At 74.7% G+C, this 18771-nt stretch carries 1 protein-coding gene; it reads left to right on the forward strand.

Translation table 11 applies throughout. From position 1 onward, the window contains the following. Window position 1: 1 nt before the first annotated feature. Entirely contained in the window at window positions 2-18754 is an 18753-nt protein-coding gene (locus tag ACFV88_RS18560; RefSeq protein WP_385492439.1) for an SDR family NAD(P)-dependent oxidoreductase, read from the forward strand. Window positions 18755-18771 lie beyond the last annotated feature (17 nt).

Raw genomic sequence — 18771 nt, forward strand, 5'->3', positions numbered from 1 at the left:
GTTGAGCGGCAACGACGTACGGGAAGCCCCCACGACCCCGGTCGCCGTGATCGGCACGGCGTGCCGACTGCCCGGCGCACCCGACCCCGACGCCCTGTGGGAGCTGCTGCGCGAGGGGCGCAGCGCCATCCGTGAGGTGCCCGGGCACCGCGGCGGCGGGGACGCCGTCGCACGGCTGGCCGCCGGCCACCCCGGCATCCGGTACGGCGGCTACCTCGACGCGATCGACGGGTTCGATCCCGAGTTCTTCGGGATCTCACCCCGCGAAGCCACCGCCATGGACCCCCAACAGCGGCTCGTCCTCGAACTCGCCTGGGAGGCGCTGGAACACGCGGGCATCGTGCCCGCCTCGCTGCGCGCCACCCGCACCGGCGTCTTCGTGGGCTCCCTCGCCGACGAGTACGGTGCGCTCGCCCGCGGAACCCACCCGGGCCGCCACACCCTCACCGGCACCACCCGGAGCATCATCGCCAACCGGGTCTCGTACGTGCTGGGACTCGGCGGACCCAGCATCGCCGTCGACACCGCCCAGTCCTCGTCGCTGGTCGCCGTCCACCTGGCCTGCGAGAGCCTGCGGCGCGGGGAGTCGGAACTCGCGCTGGCCGGCGGGGTGAACCTGATCGTGGACCCCGCGTCCACCGCGACCGTCGCCCGGTTCGGCGGGCTGTCGCCGGACGGCCACTGCTACTCCTTCGACCGCCGCGCCAACGGCTACGTACGCGGCGAGGGCGCCGGTCTCGTGCTGCTCAAGCCGCTCGACGCCGCCCTGCGGGACGGCGACACCGTGCACGCCGTGCTGCTCGGCAGCGCCGTCAACAACGACGGTGCGACCGACGGCCTCACCGTGCCCAGCCCCCGTGCCCAGGCCGAGGTGATCCGGCGGGCCTGCGCGGCGGCCGGGGTGTCGCCCGCCGCGCTCCAGTACGTCGAACTGCACGGCACCGGAACACCGGTGGGCGACCCGTTGGAGGCCCGCGGACTCGGGCTGGCCCGCGACGACCTCGCGGAGCGACCCGTCCTGGAGGTCGGTTCGGTCAAGACCAACCTCGGGCACCTGGAGGGCGCGGCGGGGATCGCGGGGCTGCTCAAGACCGTTCTGGGCGTGGCCCGGCGGGAGCTGCCCGCCACGCTCCACCACCGGGACCCCCACCCCGACATCGACCTGACCGGACTGCGGCTCGCCGTCCGTACCGAGGGCGGGGCCTGGCCCCGCCCGGACGAACGGCTCCTCGCGGGTGTCAGCTCCTTCGGCATGGGCGGCACCAACTGCCACGTCATCGTCGCGGAGGCACCCGACACGGCGGCACCCCGGCCGCAGCCGGACCCCACCCGGGCCGTCCCCCTGGTCCTGAGCGCCCGGACCGGCACCGCACTGCGTGCCCAGGCAGCGCGGCTCTGGGCCGCGTTGGACCGGGCGGGCGACCCGCCCGGCGGCCTCGCCCGCGCCCTGGCCACGACCCGCACCGCCTTCGCGCACCGCGCCGCCGTCACCGGGGACGTACGGCGAGGGCTCGCCGCGCTCGCCGAGGGGCGTGCGGCGGCCGGAGTGCTCACCGGGCGGGCCGGCGAGGGCACCACGGCCCTGCTCTTCCCGGGCCAGGGCAGCCAACGGCTCGGCATGGGGCGGCAGGCGTACGCGACCCTGCCCGGGTGGCGGTCCGCCTTCGACGAGGTCGCCGCCGCACTCGCCCCCCATCTGCCCCACCCCGTCGACCAGGTCATCTGGGCGGAGCCCGACAGCGAGGCCGCGGAACTCCTCGACCGGACCGCCTACACCCAGCCGGCGCTGTTCGCCGTCTCGGTGGCGACCCAGCGGTGGCTGGCGACGCTCGGCGTCTCGCCGGCCTTCGTCGCCGGGCACTCGATCGGCGAGGTCGCAGCCGTCCACGCCGCGGGCATGCTCGACCTCGACGACGCCGCGCACCTCATCGCGGCCCGCGCACGGTTGATGGACGCGCTGCCCTCGGGCGGCGGCATGCTCGCCGTGGGCGCCTCCGAGGAGCAGATCGCCGAACTGCTGGCCACCACGGGCGGCGCGGTGGGCCTGGCCGCAGTGAACGGCCCGGCGGCGGTGGTCGTCTCGGGCGAAGCCACCGCCCTCGAAGCGATCGCCGCACTGGCCGGGGAGCGGGGGTACCGCCTACGCCGGCTGGACGTCAGCCACGCCTTCCACTCCCCGCTGATGGAACCCGTGCTGGGGGAGTTCCGCCAGGCCCTGTCCCGGATCACCTTCCGACCGGCTCGCATCCCCTTCGTGTCGACGGTGACCGGTGACCTGCTGGAGACCACGGACGCCGACTACTGGGTGGAGCACGCGCGACTGCCCGTCCGGTTCGACGCGGCGGTGCGCCGGCTGCGGGCACACGGCGTGGGCGTCTTCGTGGAGACCGGACCGGGCACGACGCTGAGCGCACTCGGGCGGGAGCTCACCGAAGGGGCCGCCGCGCACGTCCCCGTCCTCGGCAAGGACGGAGATCCGACGCGGGCCCTCGGTCGACTCTTCACCGGCGGGGTGAACCCGCACTGGGACGCCGTCCTGCCGCCGGACGGACCGCGGACGGCGCTGCCCACGTACGCCTTCCAGCGGGAGCGGTACTGGCTGGACGCCGCACCCGCCGAGGACCGTGACGAGCCCGCACCCGCCGAGCCCACGGCAGCACCGACCGCCCCGGCCACCCTCGGCGCCGCGCTCGACCTCGAACGCCGGGTCCTCGAAGAGCTGGCCGCCGTACTCGGCTTCACCGACCCGGCGCGCGTCGACCGCACCACCACCTTCAAGGACCTCGGACTCGACTCGCTGGGCCTCGTGGAGTTCCGTGATCGACTCAGCGAAGCCCTCGACACGCAGATCCCCGCCGCCACCCTCTACGCCCACCCCACCGCCGACGACCTCATCACCCAACTGGGCTCCCCCTCAGCCAAGTCGGTGGTGGTTCCGGTGCGGGGGGCGGTGGACGACGATCCGGTGGTGATCGTCGGGATGGGGTGCCGCTATCCGGGGGGTGTGGAGTCACCCGAGGACCTGTGGCGGTTGGTCATGGACGAGGTGGATGCGATCGGTCCCTTCCCGACCGACCGCGGCTGGAACCTCGACACCCTCTTCTCTCCCGACCCCGAACGCACCGGTACCTCCCTCACCCGGCACGGTGGATTCCTCGACACCGTCGCCGAGTTCGACGCCGAGTTCTTCGGCATCAGCCCGCGCGAGGCCCTCGCCCTCGACCCGCAGCAGCGGTTGCTGCTCCAGGTCAGCTGGGAGGCCTTGGAGCGGGCGGGCATCGACCCCCACTCGCTGAAGGGCTCCGACACCGGAGTCTTCATCGGGGCGACCGTCTCCGACTACACCCCCCGACTGCACGAGGGGGGATCGGGCTCCGACGGCTATCTGCTCACCGGCTCCGCGATCAGTGTGGCGTCGGGTCGGATCGCGTATGTGTTGGGTTTGCGGGGGCCGGCGTTGACGGTGGACACGGCGTGCTCCTCGTCATTGGTGGCACTGGACCTCGCCGTGCGCGCGGTGCGCTCGGGGCAGTGCGCCACGGCCCTGGCCGGTGGAGTGGCCGTGCTCGCTTCGCCCGGCATGTTCGTGGAGTTTTCGCGGCAGCGGGGGTTGTCGGTGGATGGTCGGTGCCGGTCGTTTGGTGAGGGTGCGGGGGGTACGGGGTGGGGTGAGGGTGTGGGTGTGTTGGTGGTGGAGCGGTTGTCGGTGGCGCGGCGGTTGGGGCATCGGGTGTGGGCGGTGGTGCGGGGTTCTGCGGTGAATCAGGATGGTGCGTCGAATGGGTTGACGGCGCCGAGTGGTCGGGCGCAGGTGGAGGTGTTGGGGCGGGCGTTGGTGGATGCGGGTTTGGTGGGGGGTGAGGTGGATGTGGTGGAGGCGCATGGGACGGGGACGGTGTTGGGTGATCCGATTGAGGTGGGGGCGTTGGTGGAGGTGTTTGGGGGTGGTCGTGGTGGTGGTGTGCCGTTGTGGTTGGGGTCGTTGAAGTCGAATGTGGGGCATGCGCAGGCGGCTGCGGGTGTGGGTGGGGTGATTAAGGCGGTGATGGCGTTGGGTGCGGGGGTGTTGCCGCGGACGTTGCATGTGGAGGTGCCGTCGTCGCGGGTGGAGTGGGTGGGTTCGGGTGTGGAGTTGTTGGGGGAGTCGAGGGTGTGGCCGGATCGGGGGAGGCCGCGGCGGGCGGGGGTGTCGTCGTTCGGGATCAGCGGGACCAACAGTCATGTCATCCTCGAACAAGCACCCGAAGACGACCCGGCGCCGACCGGAACGCCTGGCGCGATCGGCACGACCCCCGAACCCACGTCCCACCCCGACCACCGCGACAGCCCTGACCGTCCCGTCCCGCCCGTGTTGCTGTCCGGCAACACCCCCGCCGCGCTGCGCCGTCAGGCCACCGCGCTCGCCGACCACCTGACCGACCACCCCGACGCCGAGCCCGGTGACCTCGCAGCCGCCCTCGTGCGACGGGCCCGGCTCGGCCACGGCGCCGCCGTGTTCGCGGACGATCGCGGCACGGTGTCCGAGGCGCTGCGCGCTCTCGCCGCCGGTGAGGTCCACGACTCCCTCGTCACGGCGGCCCAATCACCCGGCCGCACCGTCTTCGTCTTCCCCGGGCAGGGCTCCCAGTGGCTCGGCATGGCCCGTGAACTCCTGGACGCCAGTGACGACTTCCGGGCCGGCATCGAGTCCTGCGCCGAGGCGTTCGCCGAACACACCGACTGGTCCCTCCTCGACGTCCTGCGCGGCGCGCCCGACGCCCCCTCGCTGGACCGGGTCGACGTGATCCAACCGGTGCTGTTCGCGATGATGGTGTCCCTGGCCCGCCTGTGGCAGGCCGCGGGCGTCACGCCCGACGCGGTCGTCGGCCACTCCCAGGGCGAGATCGCCGCCGCCCATGTCGCCGGCGCCCTCTCGCTCGGCGACGCCGCGAAACTCATCACCCTGCGCAGCCGCGCCCTGACGGGCATCGCCGGCGACAGCGGCATGGTGTCCGTCGCCCTCGACCCCGAGGGCCTCGGTCCCGTACTCGCGTACCATCCTGGCGAGTTGGAGATCGCGGTGCGCAACGGGCCGCGCGCCACGGTCGTCGCGGGAGCCGACACCGCCCTCGCCGCGCTCCTCGATTGGTGCGCGGAGCACGATGTGCGCGCCCGGCGCATCCCCGTCGACTACGCCTCGCACACCCGGTACGTGGAGCCGCTGCGGGAGCACCTGCTGGACCTCGGCGCCGAACTCGACCCGGGCGCCGCCGGAACCGCCTTCCACTCCGCCGTGACCGGCGGGCCGGTCGCCGGGGAAGCCCTGGACGCGGACTACTGGTACCGCAACCTACGCCAGCCGGTGCTGTTCGAGACCGCGGTCAACGGGCTCGTCGACGCCGGGTACCGGCGGTTCATCGAGGTCAGCCCCCATCCCGTGCTCACCTTCGCGATCGAGGAGATCGTGGCGGCCCGCGGGGTGAACGCCTTCACCGGCGGAACGCTGCGCCGCGACCGCGGCGGGCCGGACGCGTTCCGCCGCGCCCTGGCCGCCGCCCACCTCGGGGGCGTGCCCGTGACCTGGCGGACCCCACTGACCCCGCCCGACCTGCCCCTCACCTACCGATTCGCCCGCGACCGGTACTGGCTCACCCCCACGGGCGGACCCGCCGACGCCGGACGGCTGGGACTCGCCGCGGTCACCCACCCCCTGCTGGGCGCCCGGGTCACCCTGGCCGACGGCGGTGACCTCTTCACCGGGCGACTCACCCCGAACGACCTGCCCTGGCTCGCGGACCACAAGGTGTTCGGCGCCGCACTCGTCCCCGGCACCGTCTTCGTGGAACTCGCCGCCCACGCGGGGGCCGCCGTCGACCACCCCGAGGTGCACCAATTGACCGTCAGCGCGCCGCTGGTGCCCGACGCCGACCGACCCACCTCCCTCCAGGTCCGCATCAGCCCGCCCGACGACACCGGGGCCCGCGCCCTGTCCGTGCACGCCCGGAGCGAGGACCGGGCCGACTGGACCCTGCACGCATCGGCGACCCTCCGCCCGGCGGACCCGCACCGACCCGCACCGGCGGACGCACCCCGACCCCCCGCCGACGCCGAACCCGTCGCCCTGGACGACGTCTACCGGGAGCTGTACCGCCTCGGCTACGACTACGGCCCCGCGTTCCAAGGGCTCGTGGCGGCCCGGCGCACCGCGGACGGCACGCTCCACGTCGAACTGACCGTCGCCCCGGACGAGGACACCCCGGACGACGGAGGGTTCGGGATCCACCCCGCGCTGCTCGATGCGGCGCTCCACCCGGTCGTCGCCGGACTCGTCGGCTCCGTACCGCCCGATCCCGAACGGCCCCTGCTGCCCTTCGCCTTCGAGGGGCTGCGCCTCACCGCACCCGGCACCTCACCGCGCCGACTGCGGGCCCGCATCGAACCCCTCGCCGACCACCGGTTCCGGTACGTGTTCACCGACCAGGACGACCACCCGGTGGCGGAGATCGACTCGTTGGCGTTCCGCACCGTGGCGCGTGCCGAACTCACCGGCGGCGTCGACACCACCCGCACCGCCCACCACATCGACTGGCCCGAGCTGACCACCGCGGGGCCCGCCACCCAAACCCCGCTGGTGCTGGCCGGCCTCGGCGACACCGCACTGGTGACCGGCGCCGAAACCGTCGAGGACCCGGAGGCGCTGCTCGACCGGGACACCCTGCCCACCGCGGTGCTCGTCCCCGTCACCGACCCGCAGTCGGAGGACCACGCCGGCGTTCCCGCCCGGGCGCACGCCCACACCGCCGCCGTCCTCGCCCTGCTCCAACGCTGGCTCGCGCATCCCGCCGGCGAGCGGGTGCCCCTCCATGTGGTGCTGCGCACCGGAGACCTCACCACGGCGCCCGTGCGGGGGCTGCTGCGCACCGCCGCCGCCGAGCACCCCGGCAGGTTCGCCCTCGTGGAGACCGACGGACCCGCCGACGCGGCGCTCCTCGTCGGTGACCACGGCGAACCGGAGTCCGCGCTGCGGGGCGGACGCGTCCACGTTCCGCGGCTCGCCGAACACGACCTCGACCCCGAGCCGCAGCCCGCCTGGCGCGCCGCCGCCCCCACCACCGGCGAAGGCACCGACCCCGACACCGGCGAAGCAACCGGCACCGGTGAAGCCGCCGGCACCGTGCTGATCACCGGTGGCACCGGCGCCCTGGGCGCCCTGGTCGCCCGCCACCTCGCCGCCCGCCCCGGCCCCCCGCACCTGCTGCTCGTCAGCCGCACCGGACCGGCCGCGCCCGGGGCGGACGCGCTGGTCGCGGAGGTGCGCGCGGCCGGCGCCGAGGTGACGGTGACCGCCTGCGACGTCACCGATCGCACGGACCTCACCGAACTGCTGGCCGCCCTCCCGGCGGACCGCCCGCTCCGTACGGTGGTCCACGCCGCCGGCGCCCTGGCGGATGCCACCGTCACCGAACTGACCGGGGAGCAGCTGACCCGGGCACTGCGCCCCAAGGTGGACGCGGCCTGGCTGCTGCACGAACTGACCGCGCACCTGCCCCTCGAAGCGTTCGTGCTGTTCTCCTCCGCGGTGGCCGTCGCCGGCGCCCCCGGACAGGCCAACTACTCCGCCGGCAACACCTTCCTGGACGCCCTCGCCGTCCACCGCCGCTCCCACGGGCTGCCCGCGGTCTCCCTCGCCTGGGGACTGTGGGAGGAGACCGGCGCGCTCACCGGACACCTCGGCGCCGCCGACCGCGTCCGGCTCGCCCGGTACGGCGTCGGGCCGGTCACCACCGAACGGGGCCTGGACGCCCTCCTCCGAGCGGTCCGACCGCACACGGTGGTGTCGCCGCTCGACGGGGGCGTGCTGCGCCAGGAGGCGGCCCAAGGTCAACTCCGGCCGCTGTTCGGCCAACTGGTGCGCATTCCGACGACCGTCCGCCGCGGCACCGCCACCGGCGGCGCCTGGGCGACGCTGCTCGCCGACACCCCCGCCCACGACCGGGAACGCACCGTCACCGCACTGCTGCGGGAACAGGCGGCCGTCGTCCTCGGACACGGAAGCGGAAACACCGAAGGCGTCGACGCCGAGCGGGCGTTCAAGGACCTAGGCTTCGACTCGCTGACCGCCGTCGAACTGCGCAACCGGCTCGCCCGGCTCACCGGACTCACCCTCCCCGCGACGGTGGTGTTCGAGTACCCCACCGTCACCGCACTCGCCGCACACCTCCTGACCCGTCTCGACGGCCCGCCACCGGAGCGGGCGCCGGAGTCGGTGGTGGTTCCGGTGCGGGGGGCGGTGGACGACGATCCGGTGGTGATCGTGGGGATGGGGTGCCGTTTCCCGGGGGGTGTGGAGTCGCCGGAGGACCTGTGGCGGTTGGTCATGGACGAGGTGGATGCGATCGGGCCGTTCCCGACCGACCGCGGCTGGAACCTCGACACCCTCTACGACCCCGACCCCGACCACAAGGGCACCACGTACACCCGAAGCGGTGGATTCCTCTACGACGCGGCCGAGTTCGACGCCGACTTCTTCGGGATGAGCCCGCGTGAGGCACTGGCCACCGACCCGCAGCAGCGGTTGCTGCTCCGGGTCAGTTGGGAGGCGTTGGAGCGGGCGGGCATCGACCCCCACTCGCTGAAGGGCTCCGACACGGGAGTCTTCATCGGCGCCATGTACGACGACTACGCCACGCGCCTGCGGACCGCCCCCGAGGAGGTCGAGGGGCTGCTGCTCGCCGGCAACCAGTCCAGTGTGGCGTCGGGTCGGATCGCGTACGTGTTGGGTTTGCGGGGGCCGGCGTTGACGGTGGACACGGCGTGCTCCTCGTCGTTGGTGGCCCTCGACCTCGCCGTGCGCGCGGTGCGCTCGGGAGAGTGCACCACCGCACTGGCCGGCGGCGTCACCGTCATGGCCACCCCCGGGACCTTCGTGGAGTTTTCGCGGCAGCGGGGGTTGTCGGTGGATGGTCGGTGCCGGTCGTTTGGTGAGGGTGCGGGGGGTACGGGGTGGGGTGAGGGTGTGGGTGTGTTGGTGGTGGAGCGGTTGTCGGTGGCGCGGCGGTTGGGGCATCGGGTGTGGGCGGTGGTGCGGGGTTCTGCGGTGAATCAGGATGGTGCGTCGAATGGGTTGACGGCGCCGAGTGGTCGGGCGCAGGTGGAGGTGTTGGGGCGGGCGTTGGTGGATGCGGGTTTGGTGGGGGGTGAGGTGGATGTGGTGGAGGCGCATGGGACGGGGACGGTGTTGGGTGATCCGATTGAGGTGGGGGCGTTGGTGGAGGTGTTTGGGGGTGGTCGTGGTGGTGGTGTGCCGTTGTGGTTGGGGTCGTTGAAGTCGAATGTGGGGCATGCGCAGGCGGCTGCGGGTGTGGGTGGGGTGATTAAGGCGGTGATGGCGTTGGGTGCGGGGGTGTTGCCGCGGACGTTGCATGTGGAGGTGCCGTCGTCGCGGGTGGAGTGGGTGGGTTCGGGTGTGGAGTTGTTGGGGGAGTCGAGGGTGTGGCCGGATCGGGGGAGGCCGCGGCGGGCGGGGGTGTCGTCGTTCGGGATCAGCGGGACCAACAGCCACGTCATCCTCGAACAAGCACCCGAAGAAGAACCGGACAGCACGCTGCCGGTGGACACCCGTGACCCCGGTACGGACCCCGACCCGTCGTCGCCCGCACCGTTCCTGCTGAGCGCCAAGACCGCCACCGCGCTCCGGTCGCAGGCCGCCGCACTCCACGACGCCCTCGCGGCGACCCCGACGCTCCGACCCGTCGACGTCGCCCACACCCTCGACCGCAGGGCCCGGTTCGCGCACCGGGCGGTCATCGACGCCGACCCGGACGTGCTGGCCGCGCTCGGCGCGGTGCGCGACGGCCGGCGGCACCCGCGGGCGGTGGTCGGCCGGGCCGCCTCCGACGCGCGGTTGGCGTTCCTCTTCTCCGGGCAGGGCGCCCAACGCATCGGCATGGGCGGCGAACTCCTCGACCGTTCCCCGGTGTACGCCGCAGCCTTCGACGCCGTAGCCAGCCACCTCGATCCGCTGCTCGACATCGGGCTGCGCGCCCTGCTCACCGGGGACGCCGAGGTGCTGCGCGAGACGCGGCGCGCCCAACCCGCCCTGTTCGCCGTGGAAGTGGCGCTGCACCGCCTCGCCGAGTCCTACGGCCTACGGCCCGACTTCGTCCTGGGGCACTCCGTGGGCGAGGTGGCCGCCGCCCACCTGGCCGGGGTCCTCGACCTGCCCGACGCCTGCGCCCTGGTCGCCACCCGCGGACGGCTGATGCAGTCCGCACCTCCGGGCGGGGCGATGGCGGCCCTCGCCGCCTCGGAGGAGCAGGCGGCCGAACTGCTGGCGTCGACGGGCGGCGCGGTCGAACTGGCCGCCGTCAACGGGCCCGGGGCCGTGGTGCTCGCCGGTGCGGCGGACGCCGTGGACCGGTTGGTGCGGCACTGGAAGGAAGCCGGCCACAAGGCGTCCCGGCTCAAGGTCAGTCACGCCTTCCACACCGCGCACATGGACGACGTGCTCGACGAGTTCCGTGCGGCGCTCGCCCCGCTGACCTTCCACACCGCCGACACCCCCGTGATCTCCACCGTCACCGGAGCCCTCGCCGACGCGCGGGAGCTGTCCACCCCGGAGTACTGGGTACGGCAGCTCCGTCGTCCCGTACGGTTCGCGGACGCGGTACGCACCGCGGTCGCGCTCGGCGTCACCCGCTTCGTGGAACTCGGCCCCGACGGCACCCTGGCCGCCCTCGCCGCCGAGACCGGGCGGACCGGTCCGGCCGACGACCTCGTCACCGTCCCCTTCCTCCGGCCCGGCAAGCCCGAACGGGACACCGTACGAACGGCGTTGAACCGGCTCCAGGTCGCGGGCATCGAGGTCGACCGCACCGCGGACCTCGTCGGCGCCCGTCTGGTCGACCTCCCCGGATACCCCTTCGAGACCCGGCGCTACTGGCTCGACGCACCCGAAGAGGAGGGCAGTGCCGAGGCCTTCGGCTTGCAGGCCAGCGCTCACCCGTTGCTCGCCGGATCGACCGAACTCCCGGACAAAACACTGCTGTTCACCGGCGTCCTGTCTCCGCGGCGGCAACCGTGGCTGTCCGAGCACCGCATCGACGGGCGGACCCTGGTCCCGGCCGCGGCGTTCCTGGAACTCGCCCTGGCGGCGGGCGACGCCCTGGGCCGCCCCGCGCTGCGGGAGCTGTTGGTCCGGGCCCCGCTGGAGCTGACCACCACCGCGGACGTCCCGCTCCAGGTGAGCGTCAACGCCGAGGGCGAACTCGCCGTACGGGCCAGGGACGCCGACGACACCTGGACCGTGCACGCCACCGCCGTCCTCACCGACAGGGCCGTCCCCACCGACCCGGCGGACCCCGCCGCACCGGTGCCCGGGGAACCGGACCCCGCCTCGGCCGTCCGGCTCGACCTGGGCGACCGCGCGGCGACCTACCAGCAGCTCGACGGGTCCGGGTACGCGTACGGCCCGGCCTTCCAGGGGCTGACCGTCGCCAGCCGTGCCGGCGACCACCTGAGGGCCGAGGCACAGACCCCGTCGACGGTACGGGGCACCGACCGGTTCGGCCTCCACCCGGTGCTGCTGGACGCCGCCCTGCACGTCCTGCCGCTGCACGCCCACGGCGGCCCGCGGCTCGTCCCGTACGCCCTCGACGGGATACGGCTGCACCGGCGCGGGGCGACCCGGGTGACGGCGCGCCTGGCACCCGTGGGCCCCGACGCGTACCGCCTCGACCTCACGACCGCGGACGGCGAGCCCGTGCTCACCGTCGAACGTCTGGCCCTGCGCCCGCTGCCCGCCGAAGCGCAGCTGTACCGGACGGACTGGGAGCCCGCCGCCGAGCCGTTCGCTACCGAGCCGCCCCCTGCCGAGCCGTCCGCGGTCCCCGACGTCCTCGTCCTGCCCGAGGCGGCGACCATGGACGCCGGTGATCCGCTGCCGGCCGCCGAAGCCGTACGGGCCGCGGTCGTGGCACGGCTCGCGGCTGACGCGCCCGCTCCGCTGGTGGTCGTCACCCGTGGACTGGCCCTCACGGAACGGGAGTCGATGTCCGCGGGCACTGCCGCGGCCTGGGGACTCGTCCGCGCCGTGCAGGCCGAACATCCGGGGCGCTTCGCCCTGGTGGACACCGACGGCACCCACGACGACGCCCTGCTCGCCGCAGTGGCCGCCCGCTGGCCGCAGGCGGCGGTGCGTGACGGCACGGTGCACCTGCCCCGGCTGACCCCCTTGACGGACGCCACCCCGGTGCCGGACGCCGACCCGGCACCGGGGAGCGCCCAGGACCCCGAGGGGCCCCCGCCCGGGACCTGGCCGTTGAGCAGCGCGGGCGGCGTGGTCCTGGTCACCGGAGGCACCGGCACGCTCGGCCGGCTGACCGCACGCCATCTGGTCACCCACCACGGAGCCCGCCGACTGCTCCTGGTCTCCCGGCGCGGCCCCGAGCACCCCGACGCCCCCGCGGCCGTGGCCGAACTGACCGCGCTGGGCGCCCGGGTCGACGTCCGTGCCTGCGACCTCGGCGACCGGGCGGCCCTCAGCGCCCTGCTCGACACGCTGGACGGCCCCCTCGCCGCCGTCGTGCACACCGCCGGGATCGCCGAGGACACCGTCGCCGCGCGACTCACCCCGCAGGCGCTCGCCCGGGTCCTCGCCCCCAAGGCCGTGGCGGCGCGCCACCTGGACGAGCTGACCCGGGGCACCGAACTGGACGCGTTCGTGCTCTTCGGTTCCGTGGCCGCGGTCCTCGGCACCGCCGGGCAGGGCAGCTACGGCGCCGCCAACGCCGCCCTCGACGCCGTCGCGCACGAGCGCCGGCACGCCGGGCGGACGGCGCTCACCGTCCACTGGGGCCTGTGGGACACCGACGGCGGTCTCGCCGGCGAACTCGCCGCACGTGACGTCGCCCGCCTCGCCCGCGCCGGCATCCGACCCATGCCGCCCGAAGCCGCCCTCACCCTGCTCGACCGGGCCCTGCGCCTCGACCTGACCACGGTGACCGCCGCCGGCCTCGACCCCCGGGCCACCGCCCCGCCCCGCCGACCCGGCGCCGTGCCGGCAGCGGCCCCGGTCGACCGGGGCACGGGGCCGGACGTCGCCCGGGTCGTGCTCGACGCCGTCGCCGAGGTCCTCGGCCACCCGGCGGGCACCGCCGTCGACCCCGAACGCGCCTTCATCGACCTCGGTTTCGACTCCCTGACCGCCGTGGAGCTACGCAACCGGATCAACACCGACCTCGGTCTGGACCTCCCCGCGACCGTCGTCTTCGACCACCCCAACCCCGCCGCCCTGATCCACCACACGCACACGCTCACCACGGACGTCACCGACCCCGCCGCCCCCTCGCACCCACGGCCCGGCACCCCCGCGGCCGACCCGGCCGAGGACGCGATCGCGATCGTCGGCATGGCCTGCCGGTTCCCCGGTGGTGTCCGCACCCCCGACGACCTGTGGCGGCTGCTGGCCTCCGGCACCGACGCGATCACCGAGTTCCCCACGGACCGCGGCTGGGACCCCGACCTCTTCGACCCCGACCCGGAGCACCCCGGCACCTCGTACGCCCGGCACGGCGGCTTCCTCCACGACGCGGCCGAGTTCGACCCCGGCTTCTTCGGCATCAGCCACCGCGAAGCCCTCGCCGTCGACCCGCAGCAGCGGCTGCTGCTCCAGACCGCGTGGGAGGCCGTCGAGGACGCCGGCATCGACCCGACGCGGCTGCGCGGCACCGACAGCGGCGTCTTCGTCGGCCTCATGTACGCCGACTACGGCGCCCGCCTCCACCAGCACCGGGGCGCCGCCCCCGACCTGGAGGGGTACCTCGTCAGCGGCAGCGCGGGCAGCGTCGCCTCCGGTCGGGTCTCGTACACCCTGGGACTGGAGGGCCCCGCGGTCACCGTCGACACGGCCTGCTCCTCCTCGCTGGTGGCGGTGCACCAGGCCGCCCAGGCCCTGCGGCTGGGCGAATGCTCCCTCGCCCTCGCCGGCGGAGCCACCGTGATGGCCAGCCCGGCCACCTTCGTCGAGTTCAGTCGACAACGCGGGCTCGCCCCCGACGGCCGCTGCAAGCCCTTCTCCGCGCGGGCGGACGGCACCGCCTGGGCGGAGGGCGCGGGGCTCCTCGTCCTGGAACGACTCGGCGACGCCCGCCGCGCCGGCCACCGGGTCCTCGCCGTGCTGCGCGGCTCGGCGGTCAACCAGGACGGCGCCAGCAACGGACTCACCGCACCCAACGGCACGGCCCAGGAACGCGTCATCCGCAGCGCCCTCGACACCGCGGGGCTACGTCCCCGGGACGTCGACGTCCTGGAGGCGCACGGCACCGGCACCCGGCTCGGCGACCCCATCGAAGCGGGCGCCGTCCTGCACACCTACGGCAGCGAACGCGGCCCCCGCGGACCCCTGCTGATGGGCTCCGTCAAGTCCAACCTCGGGCACACCCAGGCCGCCGCCGGGGTGGCCGGCATCATCAAGGTGGTCCTCGCCATGCGGCACGGCGAGGTGCCCGGCACCCTCCACCTGGACCGGCTCTCCGAACACGTCGACTGGACGCGCGGCGCCGTGAGCGTGCCCGCCCGCACCACCGCCTGGCCCGAGGGCGGCGGGCCGCGGCGGGCCGCCGTGTCCTCGTTCGGCATCGGCGGCACCAACGCCCATGTGATCCTGGAACAGGGCGAGGACCCGGCCGCTCCCGAGCCACAGTCCTCCCGGGAGGGCAACAGGGACGCACGGGTCGTGCCGTGGGTCCTGAGCGCCCGCACCGACGAGGGGCTACGGGAACAGGCCGCCCGACTGGCCCGACGGGTCCGCGACGAACCCGGACCGCGCCCCGTCGACGTGGCGTTGTCCCTGGCGACCACCCGGACCGCCTTCGAACGGCGGGCCGTGGTCCTCGGCCGCGACCTGACCGAACTGCTCACCGGCCTCGACCACGTCGCCACCGGGACGAGGCCCGGTCCCGACGCCTTCCCCGCGCTCGTCACCGGCGCCCCGGTCCGCGGCGAAACGGCCCTGCTGTTCACCGGACAGGGCAGCCAACGCACCGGCATGGGCGCCGCGTTGCACCGGGCCTTCCCGGCGTACGCGAGCGCCTTCGACGAGGTGGCCGAAGCCGTGCGCGCGGCCGGCGGTCCCGATGTCCGCGCAGCCGTGGACGCCGACCCCGCCGTCGACCTGGACCTCACCCAGAACACCCAACCCGCGCTGTTCGCCCTGGAAGTCGCCCTGTTCCGGCTGCTCGCGGGCTGGGGCCTGAGCGCGCCGCTGCTCGCCGGCCACTCCCTCGGCGAGATTACCGCCGCGCACCTCGCCGGCGCCCTGGACCTCCCCGCCGCCGCACACCTCGTGGTCACCCGCAGCCGACTCATGGGGCAACTGCCCGGCGGGGGACTGATGGCCGCGGTCCAAGCGGACCTCGACGCCGTCGAGTCGGCCCTGGCCGGGACCGACGGCCGGGTGGACGTCGCCGCCGTCAACGCACCTGGCTCACTCGTCCTGTCCGGGGACCCGGAGCCGCTCGGGGACCTCCTGGAATCACTCGCCGCCCACGGCCACCGCACCAAACGGCTCCCCGTCAGCCACGCCTTCCACTCCGCCCACATGGACCCGATGCTCGACACGTTCCGCGCCTCGCTGCACGGACTACGGGCCACCGCACCCCACACCACCGTCGTCTCCACGCTCACCGGGCGCGAGACCGACGCCCCCGCCCTCGGCTCCGCGGCGCACTGGGCCGCCCAGGTCCGCGGCACCGTACGGTTCGCGGATGCCCTCCACCGGCTGCGCGCCCTGGGCGCGACCCGCTTCCTGGAGATCGGCCCGGACGCCGCACTCACCGCGATGGCCGACCAGTGCGACCTCGGTGACGACACCACCGCCGTCGCCGCCCTCGACCGCAAACGGGAGGACCTGTCCGCCCTCTGGTCGTTCGTCGCCGCGGCCCATGTCGCCGGCGTCGACTGGGACTGGCCGGCGCTGCTGGGCCCCGGCGCCGTGACCGTCCCGCTGCCCACGTATCCGTTCGCGCGCGAACGCCTGTGGCTGGCGCCCCCGCCCGGCGGCACCACCACCGCGACGGGCATCGGCGCCGACGACCCCGACCACCCGCTGCTGTCGGCCGCGATCACCGACCCCGACGGCGGGCGCACCGTGTACACCGGCGTCCTGTCCCCGCACCGGGACCCCTGGCTCGCCGACCACGCACTGCACGGCACCCCCGTACTGCCCGCCACCGCGCTCCTCGACCTGATCGCCCGACTCGCACCCCGGCACGACGCCGACACGGTCGCCGAACTCACCCTGCACGCACCGCTCCTCGTCGACGGACCCGCCCCGGTGCACCTACGAGTCACCGTCGAGGGCCACGGCGTCCGGGTCCACGCCCGGGCCGGCAAGGACACCCCGTGGACCCTGCACGCCGAGGCCACCCTCGACACCACCCCGCCCCCTGTCACCTGGACCGGCGACCGCCCGGCGACCGCGCACGGCGTACGACTCGGGGACGTGTACGCCGAGTTCGCGGAGCACGGCTACACGTACGGTCCCGCCTTCCAGGGCCTGCGCGCCCTGTGGACCGAGGACGACACCCTCTACGCGGAGGTGGACACCGGCACGGCCCCGGTCCCCGCCCAGCTCGACGCCGCCCTGCACGCCTGGCTCGCCGATGCCCTGCGCAACCCGGACCGGGCACCCACCGACGCCGACGGTCCCCGGATCGACGTCCCCTACGGCTGGCGCGGCATCCGACTGCACCGCACCCCGTCCGGAGCGCTGCGAGTACGGATCCGACGGACCTCGGCCGCCGCGTTCGCCCTGGACGTCGCCGACGATCGCGGCCACCCCGTGCTCACCGTCGACGAGGTCCTGCTGCGCCCGGTGCCCACCACCGCCCTGCGCACCCGACGCGCCGGCGCCGGCCTCCTGCACCAGGTGCTCTGGCGCACCCAATCGCTCGACACCGCCCCGCACGACGCCAGGGTCGTCGCCGTCGTCCGCGGAACCGACACGGCGGCCCCCCTGCCGTTCCCCGTGGTCGACGCGCCGGACGGCAGCGAGGACACCGTGCTCGCCGTCGTCGCCGAGGACGACGTACGCCGGAACCTGAAGACCGTCCGGGACCTGATCCTCACCCTTCCCGAACGCACCCACCTGGTCGTCCTGACCCGGGGCGCCGTCGCGGTCGACGGCACGGAAACGCTGCCGGGACTCGCCCAGGCGCCGCTGTGGGGCCTGGTGCGCTCGGCCCAGCACGAGCACCCGGGACGCCTCAGCCTCATCGACACCGACGGCCACGACGACTCCCTCGCCCTGCTCCCGCGCGCCGTCGCCGCCCGCCCGGGCCAACTCGCGCTGCGCCGGGGGCGCGCCCTCACGCCCCGGCTGGTCCCGCTCGCCCCACGGACCGGCGCGACCCCCCGCTTCGGCGACGGCACGGTCCTGGTCACCGGAGCCGGCGGCGCACTCGGCTCCGCCGTGGCCCGCCACCTCACCGAACACCACGGCGTCCGGCACCTGCTCCTGGTGAGCCGGCGCGGCGACACCGACCCCGCCCTGCGCGACCTGGCCGAAGCACTGCGGTCCCGCGGTACGACCCGGGTGCGGACCGCCGCCTGCGACCTCGCCGACGGACCCGCCGTCGACGCCCTCGTCGCCACCGTCGATCCCGCGCACCCGCTGACCGCCGTCCTCCACGCGGCCGGAACCCTCGACGACGCCGTGCTGGACCACCTCACCGACGAGCGCCTGGACCGGGTGCTGCGCCCCAAGGTCGATGCCGCCACCCAACTCGACCGGGCCACCGCGGACGCGCCGCTCACCGCGTTCGTGCTGTTCTCCTCCGTCGCCGGTGTCCTCGGGAACGCCGGGCAGGCCGGCTACGCCGCGGCCAACGCCCATCTGGACGCCCTCGCCCAGCGGCGCACCGCCGCCGGGCGGCCCGGCACCTCGCTGGCCTGGGGTCTGTGGGACACCGAGCCCACCGAGCCGACCGAGACCACGGAGAAATCCGCGCACGCCGAGCGCTCCGGCGGCATGGCCGCCTCGCTCGACGCCGCCGCCCGGGCCAGGATCGAACGGCTCGGCATCCGTGCCCTGTCCACGGCCGACGGCCTCGCCCTGCTCGACACCGCGCTCGGCCTCGGCGACGACGCCCCCGCCCTGCTGGTGCCCGCCCGGTTCGACCCGGCAGCACTCGCACGGCGGCCCGAGGACCCGCCGGAGCTCCTGGCCGAACTGCTGCCGCCCCGGCCCGCTGCCGCCCGCGCCACGCACGTCCCGCTGGCCGAGCGCGTGGCAGGGCTGGACAGTGACGCCGCCCGCGCCCTGGTCCGGTCCACCGTCACCGGCGCCGTCGCCGAAGTCCTCGGCCTTCCGAAATCCGTCCACGTACCCGATGACCGGGGCCTGTTCGACCTGGGACTCGACTCGCTCACCGCCATCGAACTGCGCAATCGACTCGGCACCGAACTCGGGGAACGGCTCCCCGCCACGGTGCTCTTCGACCACCCCACCGTCCGCGCCCTCAGCGACCACCTCAGCGCCCTCAGCGCCGCCCCGTCGACCGTCTTCGACGCGTCCGCCCTCGGCGACTGGGTGGACTCGGCGGCCGGACTCACCCCCGACGACGAGCAACGCGCCGCGCTCGTCGTGGCCTTGGAAGCCGCACTGGGACGGCTCGCCGACCCCGCGGGGGAGGCCACCGACCCGGCCGACTTTGGCATGGATTCAGCTTCCGACGACGACCTCTTCGGGCTGCTGGACCGAGAACTCGAACACTGACCGACCTTCGGAGAGCG

It is taken from the genome of Streptomyces sp. NPDC059816 (genome assembly GCF_042732055.1).
Lineage (GTDB): Bacteria > Actinomycetota > Actinomycetes > Streptomycetales > Streptomycetaceae > Streptomyces.